Consider the following 14,038-nt stretch of genomic DNA (forward strand, 5'->3'; position numbering starts at 1 on the left):
ATTCGTTCAGCTCCCGGCCGCCGATGAACGCGATGACGCGATCCCGATCAATCCGTCGAGCAGGCGCTCCCAGTCGCCCAGCGTCTGATCCATCTCGTACCGGAGAATATCCCCCAGCAGCACCGTGTCGCGCGACTCGATCGCCGACTTGATCCCCAGCAGCCTCTTCGCCAGGTCGCGCAACCATTGCGACACCGCACGGCCCTCGACCGCCACGCCGCTCACGTCCAGCGCCAGCAGACCGCAGGCGCGTACCACCGCCTCGTGCACCCTCGCCCACACGGCGCAGCAATCCGCCAGCGCGCGCATCGCCGACGACGTATCGCCGCTCGACAAATGCGAAGCCGCCGTCGCCACCGTCGCGTACGTCTCCGTCAACGCGCCACGCGTCACACCCAACGCATCGGCCACCAGCGCGCCGGGGCACCCGGTCACCACGTCAAGCCGTCCCACCGCCGCAAAGGGCATCCCCAGCACCTGCTCCAGACGATCCATCGACACGTCCTGCTCGTCGCAGCGCAGACCCAGCACCATCCGACCCGTGCCCGCGAGCCGCGCGCGAACCTGATCCACCACGGCCGACACCGTCGCATCCTGCGCGAACGCGCCGCCCGCCAGCGGTTCGTTGTCTACAAAAATAGCCATTCGAATTCATCCACCGGCCTGCGCCGCTACGCCAGCACCGACCGCAGCAGCCAGATCCCCACCATCCCGCACGCCGCCGTCACGCAGGCCGTCGTCAGCATCACTTCCCACTTGAACGGATCAGCCCGTCGCGCCGCCGCGCCGCCGAACAGCTCCCGCGGCTTCCAGGTCAGCCGCGAGGGAATCAACTTCCCCTCGCCGATTCGCCCCGGCGCGGTGCTCACCTTCGATGCCGCGCTGACCCCCCCCGTAGCAACCGCCGGTTCCGTCGCCGTCGTCCAGGCAGCCGATCGTGATGGCTCGTTCGCGATGGAAATATCAATCCCCGCGCTGTGCCCGTCGCAATGCGAACTCACCAACTCCAGCAAACCGGCAGATTCCTCATGCCCAGTTGACGCGCCGGGTTCCACCATCGCTGACATGTCTTCATCCTGCGACGCTTCCACTGATTCGGGATCGGCTTCAACACCCATCATCTCGGCAGGCTCCAATCCCTCTTCTTCTCCCTCGACCATGCCGTGCTCGTCGTCTTCCGCTTCCGGCATCTCGCCCATGAAGGTCGTTTCATCATCAGGCATCTCCCGCTTGACGGCTTCAGCCTGCGCTTCGATCGGCGACTCGGTGGTTGAGTCGCATTCGTCTTCATCGCCGTGAACCAGCGTCAGACGCGGACCGGCCTGCGACTCGGACGTCACAGCCGATCCGGTCGGTGAAAGATCCTCCTCCAGCAGCACATCCAGATCTGCGAAGAGCGGCCGTTGCGCATCGCCGGAGAGGTCGTTCTTCGTCGGCACCGTCGGGGTCTTCGCCTCGTTCATATCGCACACCTCCGCGTCGGCGGATTCCGCCGCTTCCACATCAAGTCGATACGGTGTTATCGGCCTGATTCGGTCGCCAGCTTGATCGGCCTGCCGTCCTAACCCTCGTCGTGATTGAGCCTTATTGGAAATCCGCCAAGTACCAACGGCCGCCTGCTGTCCAGTTGACCGCGACCGGCCCGACCTTGAACGCCTGCCAACCGCCATTTACAGTCGGCCGTCCATGATTCCCACGGTCGGCATCGGCATTCTGGGTTGCGGCGCGGTCGGCACCCAGGTCGCGCGAATTCTTCTAACCGAGGGCGACGAACTGGCCCGGCGGTGTGGGATTCAATTCCAGCTTCGTCATGTCGTGGTTCGCAATCTCGCGGCCCCGCGCGACGTCGCCTTGTCCCCCGGGGTGCTTTCAAACGACCCGCGCCGCATTCTCGCCGACCCGCAGACTCATGTCGTGATCGAACTGGCCGGCGGGGCGACGCTAGCGCGCGAGTTCATCCTCGCCGCCCTGGCGGCGGGCAAACACGTGGTGACGGCCAACAAGGCCCTGCTGGCTCTGCATGGGCGCGAGATTTTCGCCGCGGCCCGCGCTGCGCGGACCTGCGTCGCGTTTGAGGCAGCGGTCGCAGGAGGAATTCCGCTGATCGAATCGGTCCGCCGCGGCCTCGTCGCCAATCGCATCGATACAATCGTAGGAATACTGAACGGCACGAGCAACTTCATCCTCACGCGCATGCTGGAGAACAACGCCAGCTACGCCCACGCCCTGGCCGAGGCCCAGCGCCTGGGCTACGCCGAGGCCGACCCGACCCTCGACGTCGAGGGCATCGACGCCGCGCACAAGCTCACGATCCTCGCCAGCCTCGGCATGCGCTGCGCGGTCGAATTCGGACGCGTCGCCACGCGCGGCATCTCCGGAATTCAACTCGGCGACCTCACCGCCGCCGACGAACTCGGCTACGCCTGCAAGCTGCTCGCCATCGCGCGAAACGACGCGGCCGGGATGGACCTCTCCGTGCAACCGGCGTTTGTCCCCAAGACCCACCCGCTCGCCGCTGTTCACGGCCCGTTCAACGCCGTCAGCGTCTACGGCCATCACGTCGGCCATACGTTCTACTTCGGGCGCGGCGCCGGCGGCGAACCCACGGCCAGCGCCGTCATCGCCGATCTCATCGACGTCGCCCTCGGCAACGCCGCGCGCATAGCCGAGCGCCTGGCCGTGCTGCCCGACGTCTGCCCGCCGCCGGCCTATCGCCCGCCAGGTGAAAGCGTGTCGCCATTCTACATTCGTCTGGGACTGTCGGATCAACCCGGCGGCATCGGCCGAATCGCCACCGCCCTCGGCGAAGAATCCATCAGCATCGCCACGATCGTGCAGCACGAGCCGCCGCAGACACGCTCCGCCGCGGCCGTCCCGGTGATCGTCACGACGCATCCGGCCCAAGAACGCGCCGTACGAGATGCCCTCGAAAAAATCGCGCGGCTGGACGTCGTCCTGGAACGCCCGATCTCGATCCGCATCCTAGATGACCTGACGGCGTGAGAGGCCTTTGGGATCCCTCCGCGACTGGGCGATAACGGTTCTACGTTCTCAATTCTTCCTGCTTCATCATGCCGCGGAGCGCACTTCGCTAGGTGCTTTTCATCGCGCTCCACACCGCCGCCGCCGCGACCGCCGCCGTCTCCACGCGAAGAATCGTGCCACCCAGCGACACCCCTTGCCCACCCGATTGTTCCAGTCGAGCGATCTCGCCCGGTGAGAAGCCGCCTTCCGGTCCGATCCAGATCGACGCGCCGCGAGAAGCCGCAGCGCCGGTCATGGTTTCGCCAATCACCTCTGCCAGCGTTCTCGCCGCGCCCGGCGCGCCATACCACACCAACCCATCGCGCGCGCAATCCGCCAGCGCATCCGCCAGCCCCGTCGGCTCGCGGATCGTCATGCTCCGCGATTGCCCGCTCTGCCTGGCCGCTTCGTCCGCCTTGCGCCGCCACCGCGCCAGCTTCCCCGCGCCGGGCAACACCTGCCCGCGCTCGCATTGCAGCGGAATCAACTCCGCGACCCCCAGTTCGGCGCACTTCTCCACCAGCCAATCCGCCCGCTCGCCCTTGGGAATCGCGGTCGCGATTATTAAGGCGATTGTCAATTCATCGACCGTGCGATCCAGAACCTCCGTCACAACTTCGTCTGCCGAAGCCCCGACGATCCGCGCCGTCGCGCGCTGCCCCCGACCATCGAACAGCGCGATCTCCTCGCCGACCGACAACCGCAGCACGTGCAGCGCGTGATGCGCCGCGTCGCCCCGCAGCATCACGCGATCACCGCCCAGATCGTCCACCTTGAAGGCTCGACGCCGCATGAGGACATGTTCCTATCGCGCCGCCCCCTTCACAAGCAGAACCTCGGCGATGTACCCGCTTGAGTCACCCTCCGCGCACGGCCGATAAATCAGCACGCGACGTGGTCGTTCCGCGCGCCGAGAATCGCCTCATGCCCCAGCCAGAACCGACTCCACCGCCCGATGACCTGCCGATCATGGCCGGCCCCAGCGACGTGGACCAACTTCTGAAAACCGCCGAGGCGCTTGCGAGCGAAATCGCCGCCGCCGTCGGACTGGCCGAACCACGCACGCAGCAGCCGGAAACTGTCGACCTGCACGCACCAGCGCCCGCGCCCATGGAGCCGGTCACAGGTCACACCGTCATTGAGGAAGCCCCGCCGTCGCCCGCCGCAAGAGAAAGCACGAAGCCACCACCGGAATCGACGCCCGGCGCGGCTGTCGTTCCGCACGATGCCGTGCCCGCGGAGATCGCTCCCTCCGCCACCGCCACCCTTTCCGCGCCGCCGGCTCTCGACGTGGAACCATCGACGGCCCAGTCGCCGGTCGCGGCCGAACCTGCTCCGCAAGCGGAGAAGGAGACGATTGAGCCGGAACCGCAACCCGAACCAGCCGTTGCCGAGGATGCCCCGGCCGCTCCGATAGTGCGGTCCGAAGCCCAGCCGCCCACGAAAGTCGCCAGTCACGAGATTTCCGGCGTTGCGACGCCGCAGGTGTCTTTCTTCCGCCGGGTATTGCATTGCTTCATGCGTTTGGCGCGCGGAGTCGCCCTGGCGCCGATTCTCCTGCTGGCCTGGCTGGCCTGGCTGATTGACCGCCCCTTCGCAAAGACGCCTGCACGCGTGAAGAACTACATCGGCGCAATCGCCCTGGCCACCGCGATCACCGCCGCGCTGTCCTTCATTCTGCCTGACTTGCTGAAAGAGGATCCCTTTGCAGGGGATCCCTCCGCGAGCGAATCAGCGCCCGAGTAGATCCAATCGTCCCTGGAATGGGATTGGCGCAACGATGCGGAACACCGTGTTCCAACACCATGTTCCGACATCGACAGGCGGTGCGCGACCCGCACAGAATTCAGACAATAAGACGAAACCAGCCTGCCGTTTGGCGAGGAGGAACCCCCGGTGCGAAGGTGAACCGTGACGATTACATCCCGTACGTCGTCGGCTCAAAATCGCGATCGGACAGGCCCGTGTGCAGGCGGATATTGCGATATTCGTACTTGCCCAGCAGGTTTTCAGGCCGACGATCGGTGTGGGAATAGCAATACACCGCCACCGGCACGCGCAGCTCCTTGTCGATCAGAATTTCCGCCACGCGATCTGGGTACAGGCCGTTCTCACCGTTGTACGGCAGGGTGCGGCGCACGACCCAGACCGGACGGCCGTCGAAATGGCTCTCGCCGAGGAATTCCAGCTTCAACTCGCCGCGGTCCCGTGCGATCTCGCAGTAGCGGATCAACAAGTCCATCGCTCGCTTGAAGCCGAACTCATCAAGAAACCGCCGCGAGGACTTCTTCGCCATGCGCCCGCGGATCGGTTGCTTCACGCTTTTGACGAACAACTGCGCGATCTTGCCGGGCTGGGCCACGGCCTGTTCGCGTTCTTCGACGTTGTCGGCGTCCTCGTCGATCCAGCGGCCCTTCACGTAAATCACGCGCTCGGCGAGACCCGGATTGCGTAACCAATGCATCATCACGCTGTACGGCTCGGCGCGGAACTTGACGTCGATCTCCTGCTCCTCGCTCATGCCCGAGGGCAGCAGCTCCTGCTTGACCATCACGCATTGGTAATCGCGCACTTCACGCTCGTGCCGAGACCGCGCGGCTTTCAGCGCCTCCAGCGGATCGTTGCGAATCAATTTCTCAAAGGGGTCCACTTCCGTCCGCTCGGCGGCCAGAACAACCGGCGAGTGCGGTCGAACGATGACTTCGTTCACGTCGCTCCGCTGAAACTCCGCGTACAACATGCCGGCCAGCGCCAGTCCAAACACAAAGGTCAGCTTCAGATTCGGCGACGGCCGAGATTCAGCGGGCATAGACGATTCCTTGGCTAGCAGGCCGTACCCGTCCTAAACGGCGGAGGCACGACCACCGATGCAGCCGCGGGCGCAAACTCACCCGCACGAGCTGCACTAACTATTCATCGGTGCGGACGTTGCGTAGCCTTAGTCCTCTTAACTTGTCAGACGCGCAGTGGCCGTCGCATCGTTATGCAAGAGCGACAGTTACGCGACCTGTCGAAACAGACCCCGCGCCATGGCAGGAGAGTCGCCGCCCGGAGGACGAGCGCCGACTCTGCCGTTTCGACACCATTCGAATCTTAACTCCCGAAAACACAATGGTCAAACGCCTCACACAAACAATCAGGCCGTACGACAAGCTTTATAACCTGCTACTCCCTATAAGGTTGCGGCGTTTCTTATCGGCTTCTTGCTGTAGTCAACGGTACAGCCCTGTTGCGTCGATATAGGACCGCACCGACTCCGGCACGAGATACCGAATCGACTTTCCTGCACGGACACGCTCGCGGATCGCCGTCGCGCTGATCTCGATCGCCGGCGTCATCACGCAATTCTGCAACAGCGCATCTGCCGCTTCGTCGCCCGCCCATTTTGCCAGTTCGCCGCGCGCCGGCGGAGACCAGCCCGGGCGAACAACCGTCACCATGCGCACCCGGCATACCAGCTCCGCCGCGCGGTGCCACGTATGCAGCTCCGGCAGCGTGTCCGCGCCGATCAGCCAGCACAGCTCACCTGCGCCGCCAATCCCCTGCCGCCGAATCTCGTCAACCGTATCAATCGTGTAGCTCGGACCGCTGCGCTGAAACTCTACGTCACACACTTCAAAAAGTTCATCGCCTTCCACGGCGCGACGGGCCATCTCCAGTCGATGCGCGCCGTCCGTCATCGTCACACCGCGTTTGTGCGGGGGAACCGCAGACGGAATCAATACGATGCGATCAAGACCCAACTGTTCCGCGCACGACCGCGCGGAAATGAGATGCCCGAAATGAATCGGATCGAAACTGCCGCCCAGCAATCCCACGCCGGCCATGCCCGATCCCCTGACACGACGCCCAGGGCAAAGCAGCCCCTCCCAACAAACCAGTCGGGCCCCTACTCTTTCGGCTTGGTCGCGCCGGCCCCGGAGCAATCCACCTCGATTGACATGCCCGAGACTTCGATCGACGCCGACGCCGACTGACCCTTGCCGCCGGTCACTTCGCTGCGGCCGACCAGGACAAGGTAATACCCGCGGTCCGGTTCGAATGAAAGATCAAACGCCAGCTCGTGCGTGCGCGACGATTGGCTCCCGCCCTTGGTCGCCGCATCGGAAAGAAGGTTCTCGTCACGCAGCACGGCGCCGTACGAATCCTTCACCACGAATCGCAGTTGATTCATGGCGGATGCCGGAGAAGCGTCCGCGGTCGAATCGCCGGTGCCGGATTTCCCGTTTGATCCAGATGGTGATGCCGTCTCACCGGATACCCGCCCCGACTCGGTTGCTTTCAGCCGCAGCTTTACCAGCGCCGCAACGCGCCGATTCGTCGCGTTGTCGAACGTGTAGCCCAACTGAAACTCGCCCCACGCGCTGCCGTCGGCTTGTACGCTGGCGCGACACATCGCGCCGTCCGTGCCGACTTGTCCGGAGGCGCCTTGCCCATCACCGACCTGGCCGGAAGGGAACGATCGAAAGTTGAATCCCTCCCTGGCCGGGATCGTGATTGACCCGCCGGAAAGCAGGGGTTCGTTCAAGTCCGGTCGCTCGCTCGCCGGACGGCGGAAATCCGTGTTCATCTGACCGCCGCCGCCACAACCGGTCCCGAGGGACATGAAACCTGCCGTCCAAAGGACGGCGGCGAGGCCGATCTTCAACGTGTTTTTTCGTATCGCCATGGACACAACTTACGACCCGACCGTCGGCGTGTAAAGTCCGGGCGGAATGACGCAATAAGTCCGAAGGACACTCGTTGTATTGCTATGATGAGATCATCGGGGGCGTTCAGACACGAGTCTCGAATCACGATCCTCCCCCGGGCGACGACCCGCTGCCAGCCGGAGGCTGTTCCCATGACCGCCCCGCGAAGCACCCCCACGCGCATTCATGCGACTTGCGCTCTCCTCTGTCTGCTTGTTCCCACTGCCTGGTTCCAATCGTCGACGAGTCGCGCGGCCGATTGTTCGGTCACCACCGTGAACCGAACGCCGCTCAACGATCTGGGGGCCGGACTCTACCTGGGTCAGTTTCAGGGCGGCCTCTATCCCAGCGGCGCGAATACCTTGCCCACGGCGCACGGTGATCTTGGGGCGTCACGCGCTGCCGCCATCCGGCCCCTCGATCTCGCGGGCCAGCCCAGCCCTGCCGGGCGCATCGTATTCATCTCCATCGGGATGTCCAACACGTCACAGGAATTCACGCGGTTTATTCCCCTGGCGAACGGCAGCATGGATGTCAACCATACGACACTCGCGATTGTCAACGGCGCCCAGGGCGGGCAGGACGCGGTCGATTGGGAATTCCCGACGATGCCCACGTACGACGCCGTTCAGGCACGCCTTCAACAAGCCGGGCTTAGCGAGGCGCAGGTACAGGCCGTCTGGCTCAAGCAGGCCAACGCCGGTCCGAACAGCGCCTTGCCCGCGGCCAGCTCCGACGCCTACACGCTCCTGACAAAGCTGGGAAACATCGTGCGGGCCGTTCGCGTGCGCTATCCGAATATTCGAATCGTGTTTCTATCGAGCCGGATCTACGCGGGCTATGCCTCCTCATCCCTCAACCCCGAACCGTACTCGTATGAGTACGGCTTCTCCGTGAAATGGTTGATCGAGGCGCAGATCAATCAAATGGCGGGCGGGGGCATCGATCCGCGTGCCGGCGACTTGGACGCGAACTCCGTCGCACCCTGGCTGGCCTGGGGGCCTTACGTCTGGGCCGACGGGCTGAACCCCCGGAGCGATGGACTCGTTTGGCAATGCAGCGATTATAATGCGGATGGAACCCATCCCAGCACCGCAGGAGCCGATAAAGTTGCCGGTATGCTCTTGAACCACCTGCTTCAATCCCCGTTCTCGCGCGGCTGGCTTGGGGTAATCGATCTGGCTGACATCGACCGCGACGGTGACGCCGACAGCATCGATGACAGCCAGTTTGTTTCCATCCTTCTCACCGGAAACCCGGCGTCCGACCAACTCGCCGCCTGTGATCTGAACGGCGACGGCCGGGCGGACGGTGCCGACCTGCGGCATTACCTCCGGGCACGCGTTAACCCCTGACTAGACCAGGCGCTACCTCACTCCGACGGGCCATCTTGCCCCGGCGGGCGGTTCCTCGGACAATACGCAAATCCCCTTGGCATGCTGTCGCCCGACTCGATGCCGTGGGGTTTTTGCTTTTGAGCCTCCCGGCAAACCGGCGGGCCGCTTCGGGCGTATCAGGACGACGAAACATGAACCCAGGCAAACAAGGCATCGATCAACATGGCCTCTCTCCCACACGGGCCGTCTATTGGAATCTCTCGGTCCCCGAGCTGGTTGAGCGGGCCTTGATCCGCGGCGAGGGGCGGCTCAACGGTACGGGCGCGTTGTGCTGTCTCACTGGCAAACGCACTGGTCGCTCGCCCAACGACAAGTTTATCGTCCAAGACGACCACGCCGCCAAGACCGTGGCCTGGGGCAAAATCAATCGACCGATCACCCCGGACGTTTTCGAGAAGCTGCTCAAGAAAACGATCGCCTATTTGAACGATCAGGAGCTGTTCGTCACCGACGCCTGGGCCGGCGCCGACGAACAATACGGCATGCCGATTCGGCTCGTCGGCACGAAGGCGTGGCATTCCCTCTTCGCACGCCAGCTCTTCCGTCGCCCGACGCGAAACCAGATGGAAAGCGCCAAGCCGGAGTATGTGATTCTCTCCGCGCCGGACCTGCACGCCGATCCGAGCAAGGACGGCACGAACAGCGAAGCCTTCATCTGCGCCGACTTCAGCCGCAAGATCATCCTCGTCGCCGGAACGCATTACGCCGGCGAGATCAAGAAATCCATCTTCACCGTATTGAACCATATGTTGCCTGACCGCGGCGTCTTCCCGATGCACTGCTCGGCCAACGTCGGCCCCGACGGCGATGTCGCCCTGTTCTTCGGCCTCTCCGGCACCGGCAAGACCACCCTTAGCGCCGATCCGCAGCGACGGCTCATCGGCGACGACGAGCACGGCTGGTCGGACCGGGGCGTGTTCAACTTCGAAGGCGGCTGCTACGCCAAGTGCATCCGACTTTCGCCCGAGCGCGAGCCGCAGATCTACAACGCCCTGCGATTCGGCGCCGTGCTGGAAAACGTCGTGATGGACCCCGCCACGCGCACTGTCGATTTCGACAGCGACCACTACACCGAAAACACCCGCGCCGCCTACCCCATCGATTTCATCGACAACGCCATCCCCGAAGGCCGCGCCGACGCCCACCCGCGCGCGATCGTCTTCCTCACCTGCGACGCGTTCGGGGTCATGCCGCCGATCAGCCGGCTGACGCCCGAGCAGGCGATGTATCACTTTCTGTCGGGCTATACCGCCAAGCTGGCCGGCACCGAGGCGGGCGTTGGCTCCGAGCCGCAGGCGGCGTTCTCCACCTGTTTCGGCGCGCCGTTCATGACGCGCAACCCGATGGTGTACGCCAATCTGCTGGCCGACCGGATGAAAAAACACAACGCCCAGTGCTTTCTCATCAACACGGGCTGGGGCGGCGGGCCGTTCGGCGTCGGCAAGCGGATCGACCTCGCGTCGACGCGCGCGATGGTGCACGCGGCCCTCGGCGGTAAATTGACGGAAGTAGAAACCGTGACCGATCCGGTCTTCGGCCTGCACATCCCCACGCGCGTGCCCGGCGTCGAGTCGGACATTCTCCTGCCGCGCAAGACCTGGAAAGACACCGCCGCCTACGACGCGAAATCAAAACACCTCGCGGGATTGTTCAAGGACAATTTCGCCCAATTCACCGCCGCCACGGCCGAAGTGAAAGCCGCGGGCCCGAAGGGGTGATCCGCTCGCGCCGAGGCCGCCGGTGGACGTTGCATCCTGGCGAGGGCGATTCAAGAGCTGACTTTCACAGCCCCGGTCAAGTTTGACCTGGGCTTTTGGGCCGCACTCGCAACCATCCGTCGGCACATGGCGGCCCGACCGGGCATTTCGGCGCGCTGGCGCACTTCATCGTCGCCTACTCAAGTAGCCGACTCGCGGGTTGGCCGGGCGCCACGCCCGCCGCCACCACCCACGCACCCATCGGGTGCATCGCGCCGCACAGCGGGCACGTCGTCCGCGCGTGCAGCACGCCGCAGTGCGGGCACCAGCCGCGATGGCCGAACGTGTCAAACAAGCCGCCGCAATCGCATCGCCAGAACGAGCCGGCCGGCGGGTGCTGTCGACAGCTCGGGCAGGCGAACACCGCATGGCGCGGGGAGGTCGCGAGTGCCTTCAGCGCCCGCGCGTAGCGCAGCCCCTGCATCGAACGCGACGCGCCCATGAACGCCAGCAGGATCAGCCACACGTTTCCGAAGTACAGCGCCGCACCGATGATCGCCGCCGCGCCGATAAGGCCGAGGCTCGACGCGATTGCGAGGCTGCGATACTCCCCGACGAAGAACCACAAGAGCGCCTGAAGAATCTGCCCGCCGTCGAGCGGGTAGATCGGCATCAGGTTGAACACCAGCAGAACGATGTTCATGAAGACGATGCTGTGCAACCATTGCTCGGCGTCGCCGCCAGGAGCGATCAACCAACCGGGCAGCGTGTACAGCGCCGCCACCGAAATCGGCATCAGAAACACATTCACCAGCGGCCCCGCGACGATGCTCCACAAAATCGCCCCCGGTCGACGCGGCGGCGTTACATACGCCACACCGCCGAACGGCCACAGCAGAATCCGCTCCGCCCGACCACCGACGGATCGACAGGCCAGCGAATGGCCGAACTCATGCATCAGCACAATCGCGAAGAGCGAGAGGTATTCAACAACGCCCCAGATCGGAGCTTGATACTGGCTGATGGGCCGCTGCACGAGAATGACGGCGATCAGCAGCCAGGTCCAATGAAGAAAAACGTCTATTCCAGCGAAGCGAAAAAGCCGAACCGCCCCTGGAAACCCGCCGCGCGCCGAGGAAGAAGATGACATGATCGCATGATAGCGGCGATCCGATGCGGCGGCTCGATTCTGATCGGACTGGAGAGTGTAAAAGAAGCCTCTGTGGCACCGCCGTCTCGACGGTGAATCACGGGCGAGACGCCCATGCCACAAAGTACGTTGAGGCGCTCTTAATCATCCCCGCGCTCGCCGGAGGCAATGGCCGGCAGGGCGTCGCGCCCGAGAACCGTGTACGTCCCGCGCTGGCGCGAGGCCCACGATGCGAGCCACTGGCCGTCGCCTGATTCCGTCGTCGTGACGAGGTGCACGGCCACGTTCTTTCCCGCGATCGATTCGGCAAACGCCGTCAGGGCCGCGCGATTCACCGCGCCGCCGACAAACAGCCACACCGACCCCGGTTCGACCGCCATCGCAGCGTTGAGCGCGTCGGTCAGCCGCGCCGTCTTCACCGGGCGCACCGCGCGCACCATGTCGTACGCGCGAATTTTCTGACCGCTCGTCGCGCTGGTCGCCGAGCCATCGGCCGGCCAGCGGTCCACGCCTTCGTCCGTCGCAGCGAACACGGCAAACTGCTGATCGGCCCCCAGCCGGTGAATCTGCTCGGATAGCTGATCAAGGAGTGTCACATATTCGGCACTCGTCCCGGTCCGCGGCGACAGGACAAACGCCACCCGCTCCCCGCGAAACGCCATCGGCACCACCAGCGCCGCGCCGGGCGATCGCGCCGGAACGGTGAAATCCATCCCGCCGAGATGGGCCGTGCCCCGCATCGCCTCGACCCGCACCAGCTTGCCCGCCTGCGACGATTCAAACTTCACCAGCGCCGGCGACGGACCGATCTCGCGACCATCCACGCGCACCACGCCGCCGGGTGGCTGCGTCTCGATCCGCACCTCGATCATCGCCGGTTTCAGTGAAAAGCGCGACGCCACCTGCCGGTCCGGACCCATCGACGCCAGCGACACCTTTCGCTCCTGCGGCTCGTAGCCGTCCAGCGCCGCCGAAACGATCACGGCGCCGTCGGTCATCGCCATGGGAATCGACACCGGCGCAACGCCGACGACCTTGCCTCCCACGCGAATCATCGCCCCGGGCGGATCGCTTTCGACCAGCAGCGTCGGAGAGGCGGGCTGCAATTCCAGGTTCAAATCGATCCGCCCGCCCGTCTGCGGCGCGGCGATCTCGCGCACCAGATCGGCATAGCCCGCGCGACGAACCAGCAACGTCACCTTGTCATCCGGCAGGCTCGTAAGCGTCACCGGCGTGACACCTCGCAACGTCCCGTTGATCCACACTTCGGCCTGCGGCGGATCGGTGCGAATCGCCAGCTCAAACGGCATCGGCACCAGTTCAATCGTCGCGTCCTCGATCCCGCTCAACACCGACACCGGCCGCCGAATCGGATAAAACCCGTCGGCCGACACCTCCAGCCACTTCTCCGATGCGTCGCGGCCGTCCACGGCGATGCGGAATCGACCCTGATCATCGATCGGTTGCAGCGGCTGACCGTCCACCGTGACGGTCGCCGTCGCCGGCTTCACCGAGAGCGTCAGCGCCAGATCGCGCGCCGGCTCGACCAGCACCGCCGTGCCCGTCTGCCGGCTGTTCGCCAGCCAATATGTGATAAATACAAAAGTAATAATAAGGCCGGTGCCGACGCCGATGGCCAGATCGCGGCGCCGCCGCGCCGGTCGAACGCCTGCTCCGCGACCCGGTTCAGACGATTCGACAAATGTCACTCCGCCACGCCGCCGGATCGACGGCACGTCCACCGCGCCCGAGAGCAACTCCGCCGCCGAGCGCTCGCGCCGCGGCGCCGCGCCTCCGACGTGCTGCGCTGTCGGCGTATTCGGTTGTGCGGCCGAGGCGCCGCGAAACCCGCTCGCCGGCGCATACAATCGCGGCGCGCTCTGCTTCGGCGTCGGCGGAGCGGTCGGCCCTTTGAACGCCGCCGCCTCCACCCGCCGGCATCCCGCGCACACGCCCTCGATGATCGAGATCGCGTCATCCGTTTCCAGATCCCGGCCGCATCGTTCACAGATCAGTGGATTGACCATGGCTTATTCGTCATGCCCTTCCGCTCAATCGCGGCGCGCGGATTCACTCCGC

General features: G+C 64.8%; 12 protein-coding genes. 4 read left to right on the forward strand and 8 right to left on the reverse strand.

Features of this window, described 5'->3' with window-relative positions:
- Window positions 1-6: 6 nt before the first annotated feature.
- Window positions 7-645, reverse strand: coding sequence for a hypothetical protein (locus HRU71_08835; GenBank protein ID QOJ03583.1), 639 nt, complete (start codon window positions 643-645; stop codon window positions 7-9).
- A gap of 26 nt (window positions 646-671) precedes the next feature.
- The gene (locus HRU71_08840) at window positions 672-1,463 is read right to left on the reverse strand and encodes a hypothetical protein (GenBank protein QOJ03584.1); all 792 of its coding nucleotides are present in this window, start codon (window positions 1,461-1,463) and stop codon (window positions 672-674) included.
- 223 nt (window positions 1,464-1,686) lie between these two features.
- On the opposite strand from HRU71_08840, the gene HRU71_08845 reads away from it, so the two are divergent.
- Window positions 1,687-3,003 (forward strand): homoserine dehydrogenase, encoded by a 1,317-nt coding sequence (locus tag HRU71_08845; protein QOJ03585.1) that lies wholly within the window; start codon window positions 1,687-1,689, stop codon window positions 3,001-3,003.
- A gap of 88 nt (window positions 3,004-3,091) precedes the next feature.
- Here the strand turns inward: HRU71_08845 and HRU71_08850 are convergent, their stop codons facing one another.
- Window positions 3,092-3,817, reverse strand: a complete 726-nt coding sequence (locus tag HRU71_08850; protein ID QOJ03586.1) for a 16S rRNA (uracil(1498)-N(3))-methyltransferase — start codon at window positions 3,815-3,817, stop codon at window positions 3,092-3,094.
- Between the two features lie 131 nt (window positions 3,818-3,948).
- Between HRU71_08850 and HRU71_08855 the strand changes: the two genes are divergently transcribed.
- Window positions 3,949-4,770 (forward strand): hypothetical protein, encoded by an 822-nt coding sequence (locus HRU71_08855; protein ID QOJ03587.1) that lies wholly within the window; start codon window positions 3,949-3,951, stop codon window positions 4,768-4,770.
- A 172-nt stretch (window positions 4,771-4,942) separates the two neighbouring features.
- Here the strand turns inward: HRU71_08855 and HRU71_08860 are convergent, their stop codons facing one another.
- From HRU71_08860 to HRU71_08870, 3 genes are all read right to left on the reverse strand, one after another.
- Window positions 4,943-5,833: a DUF1571 domain-containing protein gene (locus HRU71_08860; protein QOJ03588.1), complete on the reverse strand. Its 891-nt coding sequence runs from the start codon at window positions 5,831-5,833 to the stop codon at window positions 4,943-4,945.
- A gap of 403 nt (window positions 5,834-6,236) precedes the next feature.
- Entirely contained in the window at window positions 6,237-6,851 is a 615-nt protein-coding gene (nadD, locus tag HRU71_08865) for a nicotinate (nicotinamide) nucleotide adenylyltransferase (GenBank protein ID QOJ03589.1), read from the reverse strand.
- A 62-nt stretch (window positions 6,852-6,913) separates the two neighbouring features.
- Entirely contained in the window at window positions 6,914-7,693 is a 780-nt protein-coding gene (locus HRU71_08870) for a hypothetical protein (protein QOJ03590.1), read from the reverse strand.
- Window positions 7,694-7,867: 174 nt separating this feature from the next.
- Here HRU71_08870 and HRU71_08875 point away from each other — a divergent pair, with 174 nt between their 5' ends.
- Window positions 7,868-9,070 carry a hypothetical protein gene (locus HRU71_08875; protein ID QOJ03591.1) on the forward strand — a complete coding sequence of 401 codons (1,203 nt, stop codon included), beginning with the start codon at window positions 7,868-7,870 and terminating at the stop codon, window positions 9,068-9,070.
- Window positions 9,071-9,243: 173 nt separating this feature from the next.
- Window positions 9,244-10,830: a phosphoenolpyruvate carboxykinase (ATP) gene (gene pckA / locus HRU71_08880; GenBank protein ID QOJ03592.1), complete on the forward strand. Its 1,587-nt coding sequence runs from the start codon at window positions 9,244-9,246 to the stop codon at window positions 10,828-10,830.
- Between the two features lie 175 nt (window positions 10,831-11,005).
- Here pckA and HRU71_08885 read toward each other — a convergent pair whose 3' ends face one another.
- Both HRU71_08885 and HRU71_08890 read right to left on the reverse strand, forming a co-directional pair.
- Entirely contained in the window at window positions 11,006-11,959 is a 954-nt protein-coding gene (locus tag HRU71_08885; GenBank protein QOJ03593.1) for a site-2 protease family protein, read from the reverse strand.
- A gap of 140 nt (window positions 11,960-12,099) precedes the next feature.
- The gene (locus HRU71_08890; GenBank protein ID QOJ03594.1) at window positions 12,100-13,986 is read right to left on the reverse strand and encodes a PEGA domain-containing protein; all 1,887 of its coding nucleotides are present in this window, start codon (window positions 13,984-13,986) and stop codon (window positions 12,100-12,102) included.
- Window positions 13,987-14,038 lie beyond the last annotated feature (52 nt).

This window comes from Planctomycetia bacterium (genome assembly GCA_015200345.1).
Lineage (GTDB): Bacteria > Planctomycetota > Phycisphaerae > UBA1845 > UTPLA1 > PLA3.

Coding starts and splice junctions, on each gene's coding strand:
- HRU71_08835 (QOJ03583.1), bottom strand. CDS start 645: ATGGCTATTTTTGTAGACAACGAACCGCTGGCGGGCGGCGCGTTCGCG.
- HRU71_08840 (QOJ03584.1), bottom strand. CDS start 1,463: ATGAACGAGGCGAAGACCCCGACGGTGCCGACGAAGAACGACCTCTCC.
- HRU71_08845 (QOJ03585.1), top strand. CDS start 1,687: ATGATTCCCACGGTCGGCATCGGCATTCTGGGTTGCGGCGCGGTCGGC.
- HRU71_08850 (QOJ03586.1), bottom strand. CDS start 3,817: ATGCGGCGTCGAGCCTTCAAGGTGGACGATCTGGGCGGTGATCGCGTG.
- HRU71_08855 (QOJ03587.1), top strand. CDS start 3,949: ATGCCCCAGCCAGAACCGACTCCACCGCCCGATGACCTGCCGATCATG.
- HRU71_08860 (QOJ03588.1), bottom strand. CDS start 5,833: ATGCCCGCTGAATCTCGGCCGTCGCCGAATCTGAAGCTGACCTTTGTG.
- nadD (QOJ03589.1), bottom strand. CDS start 6,851: ATGGCCGGCGTGGGATTGCTGGGCGGCAGTTTCGATCCGATTCATTTC.
- HRU71_08870 (QOJ03590.1), bottom strand. CDS start 7,693: ATGGCGATACGAAAAAACACGTTGAAGATCGGCCTCGCCGCCGTCCTT.
- HRU71_08875 (QOJ03591.1), top strand. CDS start 7,868: ATGACCGCCCCGCGAAGCACCCCCACGCGCATTCATGCGACTTGCGCT.
- pckA (QOJ03592.1), top strand. CDS start 9,244: ATGAACCCAGGCAAACAAGGCATCGATCAACATGGCCTCTCTCCCACA.
- HRU71_08885 (QOJ03593.1), bottom strand. CDS start 11,959: ATGTCATCTTCTTCCTCGGCGCGCGGCGGGTTTCCAGGGGCGGTTCGG.
- HRU71_08890 (QOJ03594.1), bottom strand. CDS start 13,986: ATGGTCAATCCACTGATCTGTGAACGATGCGGCCGGGATCTGGAAACG.